Origin of the sequence: Anaerophaga thermohalophila DSM 12881, from assembly GCF_000191885.1 — a bacterium.
GTDB classification, from domain to species: Bacteria; Bacteroidota; Bacteroidia; order Bacteroidales; family Marinilabiliaceae; genus Anaerophaga; species Anaerophaga thermohalophila.
Genome location: NZ_AEWI01000037.1, coordinates 53,103 through 70,784 on the forward strand (window position 1 = coordinate 53,103; position 17,682 = coordinate 70,784).

Here is a 17,682-nt window from a genome sequence, read left to right on the forward strand (position 1 = left end):
TTGGTTTTATTATTCAACTTTAACTACTTTGAATCTTTGCTCTTCTTTACTGAACTTTTCTTGGCTGCAGCTTTTTTCTTCCCTGTCGATGTTTTTGTTGCAGATTTGGTTTTTGTACCTGATTTGATTTCAGACCCGTCTGTAGTAGCTGCAGTAACTGTCTTTTTCGCCGGTTCCTTTTTCAGGCTGCTGTTTCGTCGCCGGCTTCTGAGCTTACGTAATTCTTCTTCCAGCTTTTTGATCTTAGTATCCTTGTCTTCCAGGATACTGGTCAGATTTGCCAATTCTTTCTCCTCTGAACTATATGGTACAGCGGCATTCAGCCGGATGGAAAAATCACTCAGAATATTCATATAATTAATAAAAGCATCATACGGGGTTTCATACGGATTGAAATAAGCATGCACATCCCCGTCGGAAAAGAATTTTGTGCACATATAATACAGATGATCGCTACACTGCAAATAATTCCAGTCTTTCTGTAACCTGGAATCGGTGCATTTGTTCATCTTGGGCAACAATGAATACAATTTATCAAAGGCTTCCTGTTGCATTTCATTGCCAAGCCATGCCGTCAGGTCACGCTCTTCATCGGCCCATGATATCGGATTGGGTACATGAACGGGTGCCACCACCTGATGTTCGGCTACTATTTCGGATGGTGTACCAAACCGGAGCGACTTGTGTTTAAGAATATCACCCGGCAGGTGTTCAAGAAACTCGAAAATACCTGTTTCTTTAGGTTGATGCTCACCAAAGGTCTCATAATCCATAAACAGGTTTACAATTTCTTCCTTTTTATCGAGCTGGTTTAGCCATCCGGCAAATTTATTACTTGTGAGCGGCCATTCGCTCCACCCTTTGTCGCCAAACCTAAAAGCTATATCATCACTTAATTTAAAATTTTTAAGAAGCACTTTCAGCCTGGGATTTAAAGCATTACAATACAAAAAATTCGGACTCTTCCATCCAAGCACGTGTTTAGCCCCTTCGGTTAACATGGCTTTGAATCCCATACGCCCAACCATATCTCCAATTTGATCGGAATAGACCAATTCGGTGTTCCTGAAAACAGAAGGACGCTGTCCAAACAGTTCTTCCATCAGATCGGAATGCGCTTTCACCTGGCTGACAAAAGCTTCTTCATTCTTTAACGAAACAAGTGAATGAGGATAAGTTTCTGCCAGGAACTCCACCTGCCCCGTGGAAGCTAACGCGCGAAAACTTTCCAGCACTTCGGGAGCATATAGTTTAAACTGTTCAATGGCCACCCCTGTTATGCTAAAGGTAACCTTGAACTTTCCTTTATATTTGCTGATAAGTTTTAGCAGCAAATTATTGGTTGGCAGGTAACAGTTAGCCGCTATTTTGTTGAGAACAGATTCATTGGTATAATCATCGAAATAATAATGATCGTTACCAATATCGAAAAACCGATATCTTCGAAATCGGAAAGGTTGATGAACCTGGAAGTAGAAACATATTGTCTTCATATCTTGCTTTTTTATCAGGATTAAGCCTATTAGCGATAGAACTCCTTCAAAACGCTATCGTATACTTTTTTAACGTCAAGGGCTGATTTCTCCCACTTAAGAGAATCAACTTCCTTTTTCCCGTATTTTACAAACATTTTAGAAAGAGCGGGATATTTCAGAACGCCATAGATTGCATCGGCCATGGCATCCACATCCCAGAAATTGGTCTTAATGGCGTAGGTAAGTATTTCGGCAACACCCGACTGATGAGATATCAACACAGGGACATTGCTCTGCATGGCTTCTAATGGTGAAATGCCAAAAGGTTCGGATACCGAAGGCATCACGTAAAGATCACTCATTGCCAGCATGGAAAAGACCTCTTCCCCCCTGAGAAAACCTGTGAAATGAAATTTATCCATAATTTTCAGCTGGGCAGCACGCCGTATCATCCGATGCATCATATCGCCACTGCCTGCCATGACGAATCGTACGTTATCGATTTTTTGTAATACCCGGTGTGCTGCTTCAACAAAATACTCAGGGCCCTTTTGCATGGTAATCCTTCCGAGAAAAGTCACCAGCTTTTCATTGGTACCCTTTTTGAAAACCGGTTTCTCTCTGTTTTCGAGGGGCTCTACGGCATTGTATACTGTAATTACCTTTTCTTCAGGGATACCATATTTTTCAATAACGGTATGCCGGGTAAAGTTACTCACCGTAATCACCTTATCGGCAGCTTCCATTCCCCGTTTTTCAATATCAAAAACCACAGGATTGACACTTCCCCCGCTCCGGTCGAAATCAGTAGCATGCACATGCACTATCAATGGCTTTCCGGTAGCTTCTTTTGCTGCAATACCGGCAGGATAGGTCAGCCAGTCGTGAGCATGAATCAGATCAAACGAATAATCCTGGGCAATCACATTGGCCACCAGAGCATAATTGTGAATCTCCCGAAGAAGGTCTTCACCGTAAACTCCGGAAAATGGAATTCGCCCATACTCATCGGTTTGGATGTATTGAAAGGGACGCTTCTCTGTTCGCGTTTTTTTATGGTAAAAATATTCATCCGGATCGGTATAGGGCATCAATTTGGCACCTACTTCGATATAATCGAGTTTGTCATTAAAATATTTCAGGTTAAGCTTACGATGTCGTACCGGAATATTATTGGCACCGACCAGACTTATACCATGCTGCTCTTCATCTCCGAAAGCTTTGGGGACGACAAACAATACCTGAAGATCAGAAATACATGACAACCCCTTGGTAAGGCCAAAACAGGCGGTACCAAGGCCTCCGGATATATGTGGCGGAAATTCCCACCCGAACATTAATACCCTCATACGTTACTGTATTTTTCGATTAGTTTAATAATATGAAGCACACCAGCCACGTTCCAGGCCATTGAAACAGCTCCTTTCCCCTCATGAGGCGGATTCCCGTTGAAACATTCGGAAATGGTCCCGATACAATGGTTCCCCATCTCTTCTTCAAATCCATCCAGCATACTTTTCACGAACGACAGCCCACCCTGTTTATGGATGTCGAGGTAGGCATCGGCAAAAAAGGCAGCCAGCCAGGGAAATACTGTTCCCTGATGTAGCGCTTTATCACGTTGGGTCTGATCTCCTTCGAAAACACCTTTGTATTTTGGATCCTGGGGTGACAGTGTTCGAAGACCCCGGGGTGTCAACAATTCTTTTTTTACAACATCAACGATGGCTTTTCGTTCTTCAATGCTGAGCGGAGAAAAAGGAAAAGCAGCGGCAAATATCTGATTAGGCCGGATAGAGGCATCTTTTTCATCCCCGTCAACATAATCATAAAGACACTCATCCCCGGCGTTCCAGAAAACATGTCCGAAAGCTTCCTTAACATTTTGGGCCAGCTGCAAATAAGGTTCAGCAATTTTTTCCTGCCCTGAATCCGCTGCCAATGTAGCAAAATACATAAGGGCATTATACCATAAAGCGTTCAGTTCCACGGTATATCCCGGACGCCATGTCACAGGTTTGCCCTCTGCCATGGCCTCCATCCATGTCAAAGGCACGCCTTCCTTTTTGGCATACAACAGGCCCGAATCATCCATTCGCATGGTTGGTTCATTAAGGCTACGATAATGATCAAGGATTGCTTTCATCACCTGGCCGTATTTCTTCCATACATCAAGATCGTTGCAAATAGAAGCAAACTCCTTCACTGTCCAGAAAAACCAGAGCGGCACATCAATATCACGGTTCAGAAGACTCTTGTTCGATGACAGGTATTTCTTTTCAATTTCGCCGGAAATATAGTCAAGGATACTTCTATAGGCAGAGCGGTCTTCCTGATAGGCAGCCAGGCCGGGTAAAGCCAGAAGAGTGTCGCGATGACGTTCTCCATACCAATGATAACCTGCTATCAGGCGGGTTACCGAACCCCTTTTCATCAGAAACTGCTGTCCCGAATTAAGAAGGTTATTGATCATGCTGTCGCGGGGTATGCGTTTTTTCTTCTCACGGGTAAATTTCGCTTTGAGCCCGCCTGTTTTGGCTTCAGAGGTCCCTGCTGCCATCACGATACTTTCACCGGTCTTAATTCCGGTTTCGAAATATCCGGGAACAAAAAGATCTTCCTGATAAGGAAATCCCCTGTTTTGTTCCTTCAGATATTCAATGCCCAGGTACCAATCGGGAACCGGTATAAACTCAATATCTTTACTGGATTGAAGATAAAGGGCGGGAAACCCTTCATACAACTGAAGGGCAATCCCTTTCTCAACCTGCCTGTAACGGGTATTCGCCATCATATTCCGGTATGTCAGTTCATGAACATTTCTGAAAGCAAGAAACGGCTTGAATCTGATCATTGTTTCAGAATGCGCTTCTTCCAGAGTAACTTTATACAAAAGCTGCTCTTCCTCCTGTGCAAGCAGCATCTCTGTCGAAAGAACAACTCCGCCAACCCTGTAGTACCTTTTGGGGATATCGTCCACCTCAAGGCGGGTAAGATACCTATGTCCTTTGGGATCATAATGACTACCCCGGTATTTATGTATACCCAGGTTAAAGACCTGATCGTGTTGTACAATCGAGATATCAAGCGCTGACAAGAGAACATGATGTTCTCCCCCAAACTGTTCGAGCGGACAAACCAAAAGCCCGTGATATTTCCGGGTGTTACACCCTATTATCGTTGTGCTGCAATACGACCCGGCCCGGTTTGTACGCAAAATTTCCCTGTATAAAGAATACTCAAGGTTGACAAGCCGCGCCTTATCCAATTCATAGTAAGCCATATAATAATTTTTAGGTTAGTTTATAATATCGTGTAACCCTGCTATAAGTTAATGAGAAACCTGTCAAAAAGCAATCTGCAAGAACTTTCTTAAAAGTGTTTTTTGTCAGGAACAGGGTAAAAGGCACTTTAAACCGGAGTTAACCGATTGTTCGTGTGGATTTAAACGATTCCTGTGCAATAAATCGGCAAAAAGAGACTTTTTGGATTGAACTCTTTATCGTTTGATATGAAAAAATCTTAAGACAAAGCTGCCTCCTGTCCTTGACCTTATCAACGACCGCTTCCAATAATGTCAACCAGGATCACAACAGGCTGTTTAAACCTAAAAGACCCGGTAACCTAAGACTCTCTTTATAAAAGATTATTTCACCCCAAACGTCACCAACTCCGAAGGAATTCCTTTTCTAAGATAAAAAATAATTTTCAAAATCTAAAATTTTTATCAATTAAATTAAACAAACCCTTCAAAATATCGTTTATCCTCTGTCAAATCCACTTCTTCAAACTCATTTTCAATATCATGAATAATTTCCAGTACCGTTGACGCAAAATGACTCTGAACGATATGATCGGGATTTATAAAACGGTGGTTTCTTGCACGTTTCACTTTTTCAATTCTTTTCAGGAATTTAATGGCCCTGGGAGTAAACAGTGCCTCAGTAAATCGCATCCAGATATAATTAACGGCACTAACAGAAGGATTTAGCATTTTTTCATCATAGAAACGATAATCCCGCAAATCATCCATAACTATTTCATAAGCAGGAAAATACCATGTTTTTTCAAACAACTCACACAATTTATCAATGGTAAGAAACAAGGCTGCTTTACTTACCTGATTCCCATGTGCCCCGTCTTTCCAATGTCTGACGGGACTAACGGTAAGAATTATTTTCAGATCGGGATTAAAAACCCGTAAAGAAACGATAAGTTCTTTATATATGGAAATCATCTCGTCTGGTTCAAGACGGTATCGTGAAAAATAGTCGTCTGGAAATTTGTGACAATTGGCCACTATTTCAGATGTGTCGTTACGCTCATAGACGAAAGAAGTGCCGAACGTAAGTAACAGAAAGTCGGCCGATTCCAAAAAGTCGATCGCTTCCTCAATCGTTTTGTTAATTCTTTCACAAACTTCATCTTTTACATAACCACTAAATTTCCCATGGAAATCGAAATGGTGCCAAAGACCGTCATGTCTGACAAGTTCTTCGGGCAGGCAATATTGATGATTTATGACACGATTGAGTAGCCGGGCAATGGAGACAGGGTTGTAAATAATTCCGAAAGGATTAACCAGACTCTTAAACCGGTTTTCAACAAACCTGGAACCTATATTGTCGGTAAAACAAGAACCAATAAGCATCACCTTTGATCCAACATCTATTGCTGCATCAAATTTGCCCGGTTCAACGATGGTTCTGAATTCATACGGCATGTTCCAAATACTTCAATGATTTTTCCATCCATAAAGATATCTCTGAAAAAAGCTCATTTGCTCCTGGTTCGTTATGTATTTCGTGGCGTGCACCCTGAACTTTGTAAAAAGTGGCATTTCCCCCGATTTTCTCTGCCAGTTGTTGAGTGGTTCCGATATCGGTAATGTCATCATCGGTGCCGTGTGCCAGAAATACAGGAATTGTTATACGCGCTGCCTTGCCAAAAACTTCATCAGCACCACGTGACAATTCAAAAAACAAACGTAACGAAATTTTGTGGTGCATGAGCGGGTCGCGGTCACTTTCGACCTGTGTTTTTTCCACACATGTAAGTTGAGATGATTTGATCCCGGTATTCAACCTGAGTCCCGGCATAAAGTGATCTGCCAAAGCTGCCGTTCTCAAAACAATTTCAGAGGGAGGATGTTTCAGTTTTAACCAGGGTGAACTTATGACTGCTCCGGAAAAATCCTGACGTTTCCTCAGCAAAAAATTCAGCACAAGATTGCCGCCCATACTGTGACCATACAAAAAGACAGGAAGTTCGTCCCAGTTATGTTTCACCCGCTTTACCAGACTGCCAATATCGTCGAGGAAATCAGACAATCGGGAAATGTGACCTCTGCGTCCTTCTGATAACCCGTGCCCTCTTAAATCGACAGAATATACCATAATTCCCTGCTCAGTAAAGCGCCGTGCCCAATTATCATAACGTCCGGAGTGTTCACCAATCCCGTGTACCAGGCAAACAACAGCATGTGGTGCTGTATCCGGTTTCCAGAACCGCCCAATGAGAAATGTCCCATCACTGGTAACAAGATTGAAGTCCTTGTTTTGCATATTATTCTAATAAAAACTTCGCATCATTGCTTTTCGTCTTTTTTAACGGGCTATATAATAACTAATTACACGGAAATAAAGTTCACAAACAGACAACTTCCGTTTATCTGTGTTAAAGCAAAAAAGACGACATTTAATATGCTAAAAATAGTTAATTTCTGAAAAATTTCAAAAATACAACAACTACTTTTTACAATGATTTTGAGGAATTTCATACAATGATTTATTTTGCCTTGCAAAATCCAGAAAACATCAAGAATGATGCAAAAAACGATAATCATTACCACACACAGTCATGATCAGTTGGTTGACATCACCCGTCAGGTTGAGGCATTTGTTGCTCAATGTAAGATTCAGACGGGCCTGGCAAATGTTTATGTTCAGGGGGCAACGGCCGGCATAATGATTCAGGAAAATTGGGACGAGTCGGTACAAACCGATGTTTTAAACTGGCTTCGAAAGATGATCCCGCATGGCGTATGGCAACATGATGCTCAGGACAACAACGGTGATTCTCATCTCAAGGCCGGATTTACTGGCCCTTCTGAAACCATTCCTATTGTTGAAGGACGGTTAGGATTATCTACATGGCAAAATATCTTTTTGTGTGAATTTGATGGTCCAAGAAGTGAAAGACGGGTAGTCATTACCGTTTATGACACTGAAAAATGACAATAATCCTTTAACAAGGCGGCTGAGATTGATCCTCTGTAACAAATTTCAAATTTCGCTTTATTCCCGAAAATCCGGCACGTCTAATGGGACTACCTTTGAATATGTCATCAAAAATATTTTCATCCATTGTCATCCATTCTTCACGTGTCATATCGCGAAATTCAGTCCGGAGACTAAAGTCGGGGTCTTTGTGTGGACGTGCTTTCCAGTTCCGGGGACAAACATCCTGGCAGATATCACAACCAAAGAACCACCCGTCGAATCGGCCCTTAAAGGATTCGGGAATATCACCTTTGTTTTCAATTGTGAGATACGAAATGCACCGGTTGGCATCGAGCTGGTATGGAGACATCAGGGCATTGGTCGGGCAGGCATCGATACATCGTGAACATCCCCCGCAGGCATCTTTTACCGGTTTGCCCGTAGGAAGTTCAATATTCAGAATTATTTCGCCAATAAAAACAAAAGAACCAAGGCGTGGATGAATGAGGCTGGTATTCTTGCCCCGCCAGCCAAGACCGGCACGGATTGCCAGCGAACGTTCGAGGACAGGAGCCGAATCAACAAAGAAACGCCCTTCTGCAGCGGTATCCACATCCGACTGAATAAAAGACATCAGTTTTTTTAGTCGCTTCTTCATTACTTTATGATAGTCGCGACCGTAAGCATATTTTGCCAGTTTTAGTCCTGATTCTAATTTTTCGTTGCGGGGGGGCATATAATTCTGAAGGACAACAACAACGGATTTTGCTCCTTCGACCAACTTACGCGGATCAGTACGTTTCGCTACATTCCGGGCCATATAATCCATCCCGGCATGATACCCTCTCCCAAGCCATCGTTTGAAATGACCGGCCTCTTCTCCAATCTCTTCAGCAGGGGCAAAACCCACATCATCAAAACCAAGGCGAAGGGCTTCCTGCCTTATTAACTGCCCGCGTTCGACGGCCACTAAATCCATAAATATTACCCATTATGCATCCACTACCAAAAGATTCTTTCAGAAACAAACTCGATTATAAAAGTCCCAGTTCAAGCATGGCCTCTTCAGAAAGCATGTCTTTCGACCAGGGTGGATCAAAAGTGAGATGCAACTCCACATCGTTTACCCCGTCCACAGCAAGCACTTTTTCGTAAACTTCTTCCGGAAGCGACTCGGCAACAGGACAATTGGGAGACGTAAGTGTCATCACAATTTTAACCTTACCTTCATCGCGCACTTCGATCTCGTAAATCAGTCCCAGATCATAAATATTGACCGGAATTTCCGGGTCATAAACAGTTTTCAGAACTTTTACAATATCACTTTCTATATTTAAGAATTCTTTTTCCATAACAACAGATTGTTAGATTGTTAGATGTTAGATTGTTAGATGTTAGATTGTTAGATTGTTAGATGTTAGATGTTAGATTGTTAGATTGTTAGATGTTAGATGTTAGGTTGTTAGGTTGTTAGGTTGTTAGATATTAGATAAAACAATTGATGAGCCCGGTCTAAAAAGCATCTTTGTTGCCAAACTCGTTGTTGTTTTAAATTTTGCATCCTCATTAACAACAAGTTAACTCCGTTACAAGAATTTAAAACGCCTTGATTTTGACAAAAATATGCTTTTTATACTGCACTCATTCATATAATAGTGATAATCTAATTTTTACAACAAATCAAAACTAACATTTCTCATAACAAAAACTTTGGGTATCCCGGAATCCGTAGCTTTAGCACAGGATCACAGGGAGTTTATGAATTCAGACTCTTTTTACGGAGTATTGCTAAACAATACCAAACATCAGTTCTGCTTCACTTTAAAAGCAAGAGCATAGGCTTTTATTTGTTTTATCATGGCCACCAGCCCGTTGCTCCTGGTAGGCGACAAATGTTCTTTTAGCCCGATTTTATCTATAAAATAAAGATCGGCATCCAGAATTTCATCGGGTGTATGTCCTGAAAGAACGCGCAGCAAAAGTGCTACAATACCTTTCACAATAATGGCATCACTATCTCCCTGAAATTCTATTTTCCCGTCGTTCAACTCTGCATGCAGCCAAACTTTTGACTGGCATCCTTCTATCAGGTTCTGGTCTTTCCGGTGTGCTTCATCGAACGAATCCAGTTCGTTTCCCATCTCAATAAGAAGGGAATATTTATCCATCCAGTCGTCAAAGGCAGAAAATTCCTCTATTATTTCGTCTTGTTTTTCGTTTATCGTCATGATTCTTTTTTTACAAAGATAAGAACTTCATACGAATGCCCCGATACACTATTCAAGCATTGTACCTACCCGGTTCAAAGCCCCGACAAGACGGTCGATTTCGTCGCGGGTATTGTAAAAAGCAAAAGAGGCTCTGACCGTTCCCGGAATACCAAAACGATCCATCAGAGGCTGCGCACAATGATGGCCGGTGCGCAATGCAAATCCCAGTTTATCGAGCAGTGTTCCCACATCAAACGGATGAGCTTTCCCCAAAAGGAATGAAATAACACTGGTATGATCTGAAGCTTGCCCAATCAGACGAATGCCCGGAACAGCCTTCATTTTCTTCATGCCATATTCGAAAAGATCGTGTTCATAATCCCAAATATCATTAAGGTTTTTGCTTTCCAGGTATTCCAGAGCTGCCCCAAGTGCTATAACGCCCGCAAAATTTGGGGTGCCGGCCTCAAATTTATAGGGCAATTCATTGAATGTTGTCCCGGAAAATGAAACCTTGTCAATCATCTCCCCGCCACCCTGGTATGGTTCCATTTTTTCGAGCCACTCACGTTTTCCGTAAAGAATCCCCACACCTGTGGGCCCATACATTTTATGTGCACTGAACACATAAAAATCGCAATCGAGTTTCTGCACATCAACAGGAAGATGATGAATGGCCTGGGCCCCGTCAATGATCACCGGAACATCAAAAGCATGGGCTTTTTCTATCATTTTCCCAACCGGATTGATTGTTCCCATAACATTGCTAATGTGGGTTACGGAAACAATTTTTGTTTTGCCTGAAAAGAGTTTCCCGAAAGCATCCATATCCAGTTCACCATCATCGGTAACGGGGACAACCTTTATATGTATCCCTTTTCGTTTCTGTAATAATTGCCAGGGCACAATATTGGAATGATGCTCCATTTCTGTCAGAATCACCTCATCGCCCTCCGAAAAAAGATGCTCCCCTAACGAAGTGGCTAAAAGATTAATTGACTCGGTTGTACCTTTGGTGAAAATGATCTCTTCGTTACTTCCGGCATTGATAAAACCCGCTACCTTTTTGCGTACCTCTTCAAAAGCTTCAGTACACAGATTACCGAGATGGTGTACGCTTCTGTGTATATTACTGTTGATACGGCGGTATACATCAGCTTCGGCTTCAATTACCGAAAGCGGCTTCTGGGTAGTGGCCGCATTGTCGAAATAGACGAGCGGCTTACCATACACCTTTTCGGCAAGGATGGGAAAATCGTTTCTTATTTCCTGGATATTAAGACCCATAGCTTTATATATAATAAATCCGGTACCTGCAGATCACAAACAACAGGCACCGGAACGTATTTCAAAATATTTTGTCACCTTTTACATGCAGGATACACCGGTGCCTTTTTGACCACATACCACGCACGAGTGGCACTTGTCGAGTTCTCCCCGGAAGCGTTTTTCAACTAAAGTACGTATCTGCTCACGAAGAAGTTCCACTTGTATCTTCTCAATCACCTCGTAAGCAAAGGCGTACATCAGCAGGATTGTGGCCTCCTCCCTGTTGATTCCGCGACTGCGCAGGTAAAACATGGCTTCTTCGTCAAGTTGTCCCACTGTAGCTCCATGGCTGCATTTCACATCATCGGCATAAATCTCCAGCTGTGGCTTGGTATTAATTTTTGCATCATTGGTCAGCAACAGGTTATTGTTCGTCTGGTAAGCGTTGGTCTTCTGTGCATCAGGACGAACCATTATTTTTCCGGTAAAAGCACCTGTTGCATGGTCGTCGAGCACCCCTTTAAAGAGCTCATCGCTGAAACAATCCGGAACCGCGTGATCAATAAAGGAAAAATTGTCTACATGCTGATTCTTATCCAGCAGGTAGAGTCCGTATGAATGTCCTTCAGCATGTGTTCCGGCCAGTTTAAGTGTAATATTATTTCTTCCTACGCCTGTATGCAAAGTCAGGTTATTGGTCTTCACGTACGAGTCTTCCTTCTGCTCAAAGTAAAAACCGGCCACCTGAGTTGTTGCATTATGCTGATTCTGAAGATTGTAAAAATCCAACCGGGCATTTTTATCCACAAAAGCTTCAGTAACATTGTTGATCACAAACTTATCCGATGTCAGTGTATGATCGCACACCATTACACGTGCATCACTGTCTTCTTCAAGAACAATAAGATTACGCTGAGTGGTCATTAACGGTTCCTCCGACATCAGAATATTGACAACCTGAACAGGTTTTTCAACCGTCACTCCCCGTGGAATGTGAATGTAAAACCCGTCACTGGCAAACATGGTATTCATAGCCACAATGCCATCGGAAAGATAAGGTGCATTCTTACCATAATATTTCTCAAGAAATGACGGGTCTTCTTTGGCCAGTTGCGCCAGACTCCCGATACGGACACCTTCAGGAAGACCGTCGGGTTTATTACGTGCATAATACCAGCCATTTACAACAAAAATGGTGAACGAATCAAGCGAATCAACATCGCAGGAAAAAATATCTTCAACATTTTCAACGAGTATATCCGGGGTCAGACTCAGGGTATAATCTCCCGAAAAGAGCGGCTGAAGGTTTGTGTACTTATAATCTTCAACCTTATTCGATGGTATGCCCAGCCTCCTGAATGCTTCAAAAGCATCGGCACGCAATGCATTCATAACGGAGGAAGAGTTGCCTTCGATCAGGGGGCGGTTTTCTTCGAACAAACCATCCAGAGTCACATCCCTTCCTATTATATTTTTAATTACATTATCCATTCAATCAGCTTATTAATATTCAACTCAAAAAAGGAATCACACTTCAACGGTCTTCAAACTCTTTTTTAATCCAGTCGTATCCTTTGGCTTCGAGTTCGTGTGCCAAATCTTTTCCTCCTGTTTTCACAATCCGCCCGTGATAAAGAACGTGCACATAATCGGGGACAATATACTCAAGTAACCGCTGATAATGGGTAATCAGGATAGTGGCATTGTCGGGTCGTTTCAACTTATTAACCCCGTGCGCTACATTCCTGAGGGCATCAATATCCAATCCCGAGTCGGTTTCGTCGAGGATGGCCAGTTTAGGTTCGAGCATGGCCATCTGAAAAATTTCATTTTTTTTCTTTTCTCCGCCGCTAAAGCCTTCATTAACTGACCGGTTGGTAAGATTGGAATCAATGTCAACCAGACTCATCTTTTCACGCATCAGCTTCAGAAAATCACTGGCAGAAATCGGCTCCTGTCCCCGATACTTTCTGATTTCATTGAGAGACGTTCTCAGGAAATTAACCATGCTCACGCCCGGAATCTCCACCGGATACTGGAAACTCAGAAACAGCCCCTCACGGGCACGGTCTTCAGGGGCCATGTCAAGGATATCATGACCATTAAATAGTACTTCACCTTCGCTCACTTCAAACATTTCGTTGCCGGCAAGCACTGAAGCAAGTGTACTTTTGCCGGAGCCATTGGGTCCCATAATGGCATGTACTTCTCCGGGCTTGACTTTCAGGTCAATACCCCTGAGTATTTCTTTATCATCTATCTTTACATGTAAATTTTTAATCGAAAGCATACGTTGTCTGAATGAAAAAATTTGACTTAAGAATTATTTACCATTAACCCACACTACCTTCCAAACTGATTTCAAGCAGTTTCTGAGCCTCAACGGCAAACTCCATAGGCAACTGATTGATGACCTCCTTCACATATCCGTTAACGATCAGGCCAACCGCATTTTCGGTATCAATGCCACGCTGGTTGCAGTAAAATATCTGGTCTTCACCAATTTTTGAAGTAGTCGCCTCGTGCTCAACCTTAGCAGTGTTATTATTGATCTCAAGATACGGGAAAGTGTGGGCGCCGCATTTGTCGCCAAGAAGCAGCGAGTCGCACTGCGAAAAGTTACGGGCATTTTCGGCCCTTTTGGATACTTTTACCAAACCACGGTAACTGTTCTGGCTTTTCCCTGCCGAAATACCTTTGGATACCACCAGACTTTTGGTGTTCTTCCCGAGATGAATCATTTTGGTTCCTGTATCCGCCTGTTGATGATTATTTGTAAGCGCAACCGAATAAAATTCACCGGAAGAGTGGTCGCCCATCAACACGCAGCTTGGATATTTCCAGGTAATGGCCGAACCTGTTTCCACCTGCGTCCATGAAATTTTTGAATAGTCTCCCTTGCACAAGCCCCGTTTTGTAACAAAATTATAGATACCACCTTTCCCGTCTTTGTCGCCGGGATACCAGTTCTGAACGGTGCTGTATTTTACCTCGGCACGTTCCATAACAACAATTTCCACAATTGCGGCATGAAGCTGGTTCTCGTCTCGCATGGGGGCGGTGCACCCTTCCAGGTAACTGACATAGCTGTCGTCCTCGGCAATTATAAGTGTTCTCTCGAACTGTCCGGTATCCCGGGCATTTATCCGAAAATAGGTAGACAACTCAACAGGACAGTGTACTCCCCTGGGAATGTACACAAATGAGCCGTCTGAGAAAACCGCCGAATTCAATGCAGCAAAATAGTTATCATCAGGTGGAACAACACTGCCTATATAATTCTTCACCAAATTGGGATATTCACGTATTGCTTCACTAATACTGCAGAAAATAATCCCCTTTTCGGCCAATGTCTCTCTAAATGTAGTTTTCACCGAAACACTATCCATGACGGCATCAACGGCCACTCCTGCAAGCTGCTTCTGTTCTTCAAGCGGAATACCCAGCTTATCAAACGTAGCTTTCAGATCGGGGTCAACCTCATCCAGGCTGTTAAGCTTAGGCTTACGCCTGGGAGCAGCATAGTAAATGATGTCCTGAAAATCGATTTCAGGAATATTAAGATGTGCCCAACCGGGAGTTTTCATTTTCAACCAGTTACGATAAGCATCCAGTCTGAACTCCAACATAAACCGGGGCTCTCCTTTTCGTTTGGATATTTCCCTGATCACATCTTCATTCAGACCTTTTGGAAGCGAATCCATCTCAATATCGGTATGGAAACCGTATTTATATTCACCTCTTGTTACTTCTTCCAGTATTTTATCTTGTTCTGTTGCCATATCCCACTAATTCTAATCAATTCATTTCAGCCTGAGCTATTGATCTAATAGCTTGAAAGCGTCTAAAAAATAATTCTTTGGAAAATCTGAATTCAACCCTTGCTGTTGCAAGTATTGTTTCTCATTGAGTCACACAGAGGTGCACGGAGCAAATCACAGAGATTCACAGAGAAATTTATATACGGCGCTTATCTTATATCTAAAAATCCAACGCATGGATATGCTCGTTTCAGGACTCTTTTGTCGCATTTCTACTACTAACTAACAACAACCCAACAAACCGGGTTCAATGGATTAAGGATTAATAACATTTATGGATGTAAAAAATGAATTCGCAAAGATACCAAACATTTAGATTAAATCTAAATTCAGACAGGAATTTAATCCGTATAAGCCTTGTCTCTTTGGCGGACAGGAACCGTATGCTTTAATTTATGAGTGCAGTTTAAAAAGCCTTTTGACCCCTAAATCCCCTAAAGGGGACTTTTTCAAACTGCTGATTTTTAGCAGTTCCCCTTTAGGAGCAGGGGTAAAATGGTGAAAATCAGTAGTTTGAAGGCTTTTTATACTGCACTCATTTATTCATCCGTATATAATTTATTTATTAAGGTCGGATGGAACTCGCATGAAAGATTTATCCATATTCTTATTGTGGAAAACCTATCTATGTTCATTTCATCTTAAATCTTAAATCTTATATCTAAAAATCTGATAATCTATTAAGGCAATCTGTGTCATGCTCGTTTCACTCCTGGCGAACCACTACCAACTATCCGCTAAGCACTACTCACTAAATTACTTGTATCGGATAATAAAACGTTCAAATCTATTGTTATATCTTTGCATTTTAAAACTGAAGCTATGAGCAACACCATCACCCCTCTGTCGGAAATTGGTCTTTTCGGTTTAATAGAACGTTATGACAAAATATTTCATAAACGACATGAAACCACGTTTAAAGGCATCGAAAACGACGCAGCCATCATAAAGATTAAAGACGACAACCTTGTGACAGCACAAACCATGATGCTCGAAGGCATTCATTTTGATCTCACCTATTTCCCTTTGAAGCATCTGGGGTATAAAGCGGTCGTCTCCGGAATATCCGATGTAATAGCTTCGGGAACGAAACCAACACATATCAGTATCGCTCTCGGACTAAGCGGAAAGATGTCGCTCGAAGCAGTAGACAGGCTCATGGATGGAGTCTCCCTCGCTTGTGAAAAATATGAACTTGACCTTATCGGTTTCAGACCTTCGTCCTCATTAACAGGACTTTCCATTGCTGTTTCAGCATTTGGATTCACAGAAAACATTCCTTTGAGCCGGTTCGGGGCCGGAGAAAACGACCTTATATGTGTTACCGGCGATCTTGGTTCAGCATTTATGGGTCTCCAACTTCTTGAACGCGAAAAAAAGGTAATGAACGAGACAAGTGAAACCAACCCCGATTTCGGAAGTTATGACTACCTGTTGGAGCGACAACTCAAACCCGAAGCCCGTATCGGGTTATTATCTATGCTGAAAGATGCCGGCATACGCCCAACCTCTATGACTTTGATACGGGAAGGGCTGGCAGCATCACTTTTACGGTTGTGTAAGGCTTCGGATGTAGGTTGCAACATCTACGAAAACAAAATTCCCATTGACCATACAACCACGGCACTCGGCGACGAGATGGAAATAAACCCGGTAGTGGCTGCCCTTAACGGCGGAGAAGACTTTGAAATCCTTTTTACCATTACGCTCGATGATTACCGGAAAATTGAAAAAGAAGGAAAGAAACTCGACAATGTCTTTTTAACAGGCCACATCACCAACAAAACAAAAGGATACATCTTAGAGACAAATGCAGGTGAGGAAGTACCGCTTAAAGCTCGCGGATGGGGAAAAGGAGAGGATAATTAGTGGTTAGTCAGTAGTGGTTGGTCAGTAGTGGTTGGTCAGTAGTGGTTAGCCGGTAAGTGAAGTCGGAAGCTTAGTACAGAAGGCAGAATAGAAGGTGAAAGTTTCAGTTAATAAATCATGAGCCCGGTCTAAAAAGCATCTTTGTTGCCAAACTTATTGTTGTTTCAAATAATTGTCTTACAGCATATTGCAATAATTTAACGAACTATTGTCAAAACGATAAACTCAAATTATGTATGAATTTATATCAGGAAAAATAGCTCAAACCACTCCCGCTTATGTCGTCCTTGAAAACAACGGAATCGGCTATCTTATAAACATTTCGTTGAATACTTATGAAGCCCTGAAAGGAAAGAATGAGTCATCTCTATATATCTATGAAAACATCAGGGAAGATGCCTACATACTTTATGGTTTTGCCGGCACAAGAGAAAGAGAGATTTTTCAGCTTTTGATATCGGTATCGGGCATTGGGGCCAATACGGCACGTATGATGCTTTCTTCAATGACTCCGGATGAGCTTCAGGCAGCCATTGCCACTGAAAATGTAAACCAGATAAAAAGCATTAAGGGCATCGGACTCAAAACAGCACAACGTGTTATTGTAGAATTAAAAGACAAAATAGGAAAAACAACAGGAGGACAAAAATTAGCCGTTCCCGAAGACAATACAAACGCTGAAGAAGCGTTATCTGCATTAGTAATGTTGGGTTTTTCAAAAGGACCTTCACAAAAGGTCGTTGACAAAATATTAAGAGAAAAGCCGGGAAGTAAAGTTGAAGAAATTATAAAACTGGCGCTCAAGATATTATAACCT

The 17,682-nt window shown here is 42.2% G+C and carries 15 protein-coding genes; 3 read left to right on the forward strand and 12 right to left on the reverse strand.

The genetic code is table 11. The annotated features are described in order from the left end of the window. Positions 1 to 23: 23 nt before the first annotated feature. From ATH1_RS19390 to ATH1_RS0111380, 5 genes are all read right to left on the reverse strand, one after another. Positions 24 to 1,493: a glycoside hydrolase family 57 protein gene (locus tag ATH1_RS19390; RefSeq protein ID WP_010421702.1), complete on the reverse strand. Its 1,470-nt coding sequence runs from the start codon at positions 1,491 to 1,493 to the stop codon at positions 24 to 26. A gap of 29 nt (positions 1,494 to 1,522) precedes the next feature. Beyond that, positions 1,523 to 2,824, reverse strand: a complete 1,302-nt coding sequence (locus ATH1_RS0111365) for a glycosyltransferase family 4 protein (RefSeq protein WP_010421705.1) — start codon at positions 2,822 to 2,824, stop codon at positions 1,523 to 1,525. Further along, entirely contained in the window at positions 2,821 to 4,758 is a 1,938-nt protein-coding gene (locus ATH1_RS0111370) for an amylo-alpha-1,6-glucosidase (protein WP_010421707.1), read from the reverse strand. Before ATH1_RS0111370 ends, ATH1_RS0111365 begins: the two co-directional genes overlap by 4 nt. Before the next feature lie 453 nt (positions 4,759 to 5,211). Continuing rightward, positions 5,212 to 6,198, reverse strand: a complete 987-nt coding sequence (locus tag ATH1_RS0111375; protein ID WP_010421709.1) for a GSCFA domain-containing protein — start codon at positions 6,196 to 6,198, stop codon at positions 5,212 to 5,214. Beyond that, positions 6,188 to 7,039, reverse strand: coding sequence for an alpha/beta hydrolase (locus ATH1_RS0111380; RefSeq protein ID WP_010421711.1), 852 nt, complete (start codon positions 7,037 to 7,039; stop codon positions 6,188 to 6,190). The genes ATH1_RS0111375 and ATH1_RS0111380 overlap by 11 nt, the downstream gene beginning before the upstream one ends. Before the next feature lie 261 nt (positions 7,040 to 7,300). Between ATH1_RS0111380 and ATH1_RS0111385 the strand changes: the two genes are divergently transcribed. Further along, on the forward strand, positions 7,301 to 7,711 hold the full coding sequence (locus tag ATH1_RS0111385; RefSeq protein ID WP_010421713.1) for a secondary thiamine-phosphate synthase enzyme YjbQ: 411 nt from the start codon (positions 7,301 to 7,303) through the stop codon (positions 7,709 to 7,711). Positions 7,712 to 7,721: 10 nt separating this feature from the next. Here the strand turns inward: ATH1_RS0111385 and queG are convergent, their stop codons facing one another. From queG to sufB, 7 genes are all read right to left on the reverse strand, one after another. Further along, positions 7,722 to 8,675 (reverse strand): tRNA epoxyqueuosine(34) reductase QueG, encoded by a 954-nt coding sequence (gene queG / locus ATH1_RS0111390; RefSeq protein WP_010421714.1) that lies wholly within the window; start codon positions 8,673 to 8,675, stop codon positions 7,722 to 7,724. Positions 8,676 to 8,730: 55 nt separating this feature from the next. Further along, complete coding sequence (locus tag ATH1_RS0111395) at positions 8,731 to 9,048, reverse strand: SUF system Fe-S cluster assembly protein (RefSeq protein WP_010421716.1); 318 nt, start codon at positions 9,046 to 9,048, stop codon at positions 8,731 to 8,733. A 453-nt stretch (positions 9,049 to 9,501) separates the two neighbouring features. Continuing rightward, positions 9,502 to 9,924 carry a SufE family protein gene (locus tag ATH1_RS0111400; RefSeq protein ID WP_010421718.1) on the reverse strand — a complete coding sequence of 141 codons (423 nt, stop codon included), beginning with the start codon at positions 9,922 to 9,924 and terminating at the stop codon, positions 9,502 to 9,504. Positions 9,925 to 9,972: 48 nt separating this feature from the next. Continuing rightward, entirely contained in the window at positions 9,973 to 11,193 is a 1,221-nt protein-coding gene (locus ATH1_RS0111405; protein WP_010421720.1) for an aminotransferase class V-fold PLP-dependent enzyme, read from the reverse strand. 81 nt (positions 11,194 to 11,274) lie between these two features. Then, positions 11,275 to 12,666, reverse strand: coding sequence for a Fe-S cluster assembly protein SufD (gene sufD / locus ATH1_RS0111410; protein ID WP_010421721.1), 1,392 nt, complete (start codon positions 12,664 to 12,666; stop codon positions 11,275 to 11,277). A gap of 43 nt (positions 12,667 to 12,709) precedes the next feature. Continuing rightward, a complete protein-coding gene (sufC, locus tag ATH1_RS0111415; RefSeq protein WP_010421723.1) occupies positions 12,710 to 13,465 on the reverse strand; it encodes a Fe-S cluster assembly ATPase SufC in 756 nt (251 codons plus the stop codon). A gap of 43 nt (positions 13,466 to 13,508) precedes the next feature. Further along, positions 13,509 to 14,957, reverse strand: coding sequence for a Fe-S cluster assembly protein SufB (sufB, locus tag ATH1_RS0111420; RefSeq protein WP_010421725.1), 1,449 nt, complete (start codon positions 14,955 to 14,957; stop codon positions 13,509 to 13,511). 861 nt (positions 14,958 to 15,818) lie between these two features. On the opposite strand from sufB, the gene thiL reads away from it, so the two are divergent. Next, entirely contained in the window at positions 15,819 to 16,865 is a 1,047-nt protein-coding gene (thiL, locus tag ATH1_RS0111425; protein WP_010421727.1) for a thiamine-phosphate kinase, read from the forward strand. Between the two features lie 232 nt (positions 16,866 to 17,097). Then, on the forward strand, positions 17,098 to 17,679 hold the full coding sequence (gene ruvA / locus ATH1_RS0111430; RefSeq protein WP_010421729.1) for a Holliday junction branch migration protein RuvA: 582 nt from the start codon (positions 17,098 to 17,100) through the stop codon (positions 17,677 to 17,679). Positions 17,680 to 17,682 lie beyond the last annotated feature (3 nt).

Bases quoted from the DNA above. Each gene is read 5' to 3' on its own strand.
- thiL (WP_010421727.1), top strand. From the start codon at position 15,819: ATGAGCAACACCATCACCCCTCTGTCGGAAATTGGTCTTTTCGGTTTA.
- ATH1_RS19390 (WP_010421702.1), bottom strand. From the start codon at position 1,493: ATGAAGACAATATGTTTCTACTTCCAGGTTCATCAACCTTTCCGATTT.
- ATH1_RS0111395 (WP_010421716.1), bottom strand. From the start codon at position 9,048: ATGGAAAAAGAATTCTTAAATATAGAAAGTGATATTGTAAAAGTTCTG.
- ATH1_RS0111385 (WP_010421713.1), top strand. From the start codon at position 7,301: ATGCAAAAAACGATAATCATTACCACACACAGTCATGATCAGTTGGTT.
- ruvA (WP_010421729.1), top strand. From the start codon at position 17,098: ATGTATGAATTTATATCAGGAAAAATAGCTCAAACCACTCCCGCTTAT.
- sufC (WP_010421723.1), bottom strand. From the start codon at position 13,465: ATGCTTTCGATTAAAAATTTACATGTAAAGATAGATGATAAAGAAATA.
- ATH1_RS0111365 (WP_010421705.1), bottom strand. From the start codon at position 2,824: ATGAGGGTATTAATGTTCGGGTGGGAATTTCCGCCACATATATCCGGA.
- queG (WP_010421714.1), bottom strand. From the start codon at position 8,675: ATGGATTTAGTGGCCGTCGAACGCGGGCAGTTAATAAGGCAGGAAGCC.
- sufB (WP_010421725.1), bottom strand. From the start codon at position 14,957: ATGGCAACAGAACAAGATAAAATACTGGAAGAAGTAACAAGAGGTGAA.
- ATH1_RS0111380 (WP_010421711.1), bottom strand. From the start codon at position 7,039: ATGCAAAACAAGGACTTCAATCTTGTTACCAGTGATGGGACATTTCTC.
- ATH1_RS0111370 (WP_010421707.1), bottom strand. From the start codon at position 4,758: ATGGCTTACTATGAATTGGATAAGGCGCGGCTTGTCAACCTTGAGTAT.
- ATH1_RS0111375 (WP_010421709.1), bottom strand. From the start codon at position 6,198: ATGCCGTATGAATTCAGAACCATCGTTGAACCGGGCAAATTTGATGCA.
- ATH1_RS0111400 (WP_010421718.1), bottom strand. From the start codon at position 9,924: ATGACGATAAACGAAAAACAAGACGAAATAATAGAGGAATTTTCTGCC.
- ATH1_RS0111405 (WP_010421720.1), bottom strand. From the start codon at position 11,193: ATGGGTCTTAATATCCAGGAAATAAGAAACGATTTTCCCATCCTTGCC.
- sufD (WP_010421721.1), bottom strand. From the start codon at position 12,666: ATGGATAATGTAATTAAAAATATAATAGGAAGGGATGTGACTCTGGAT.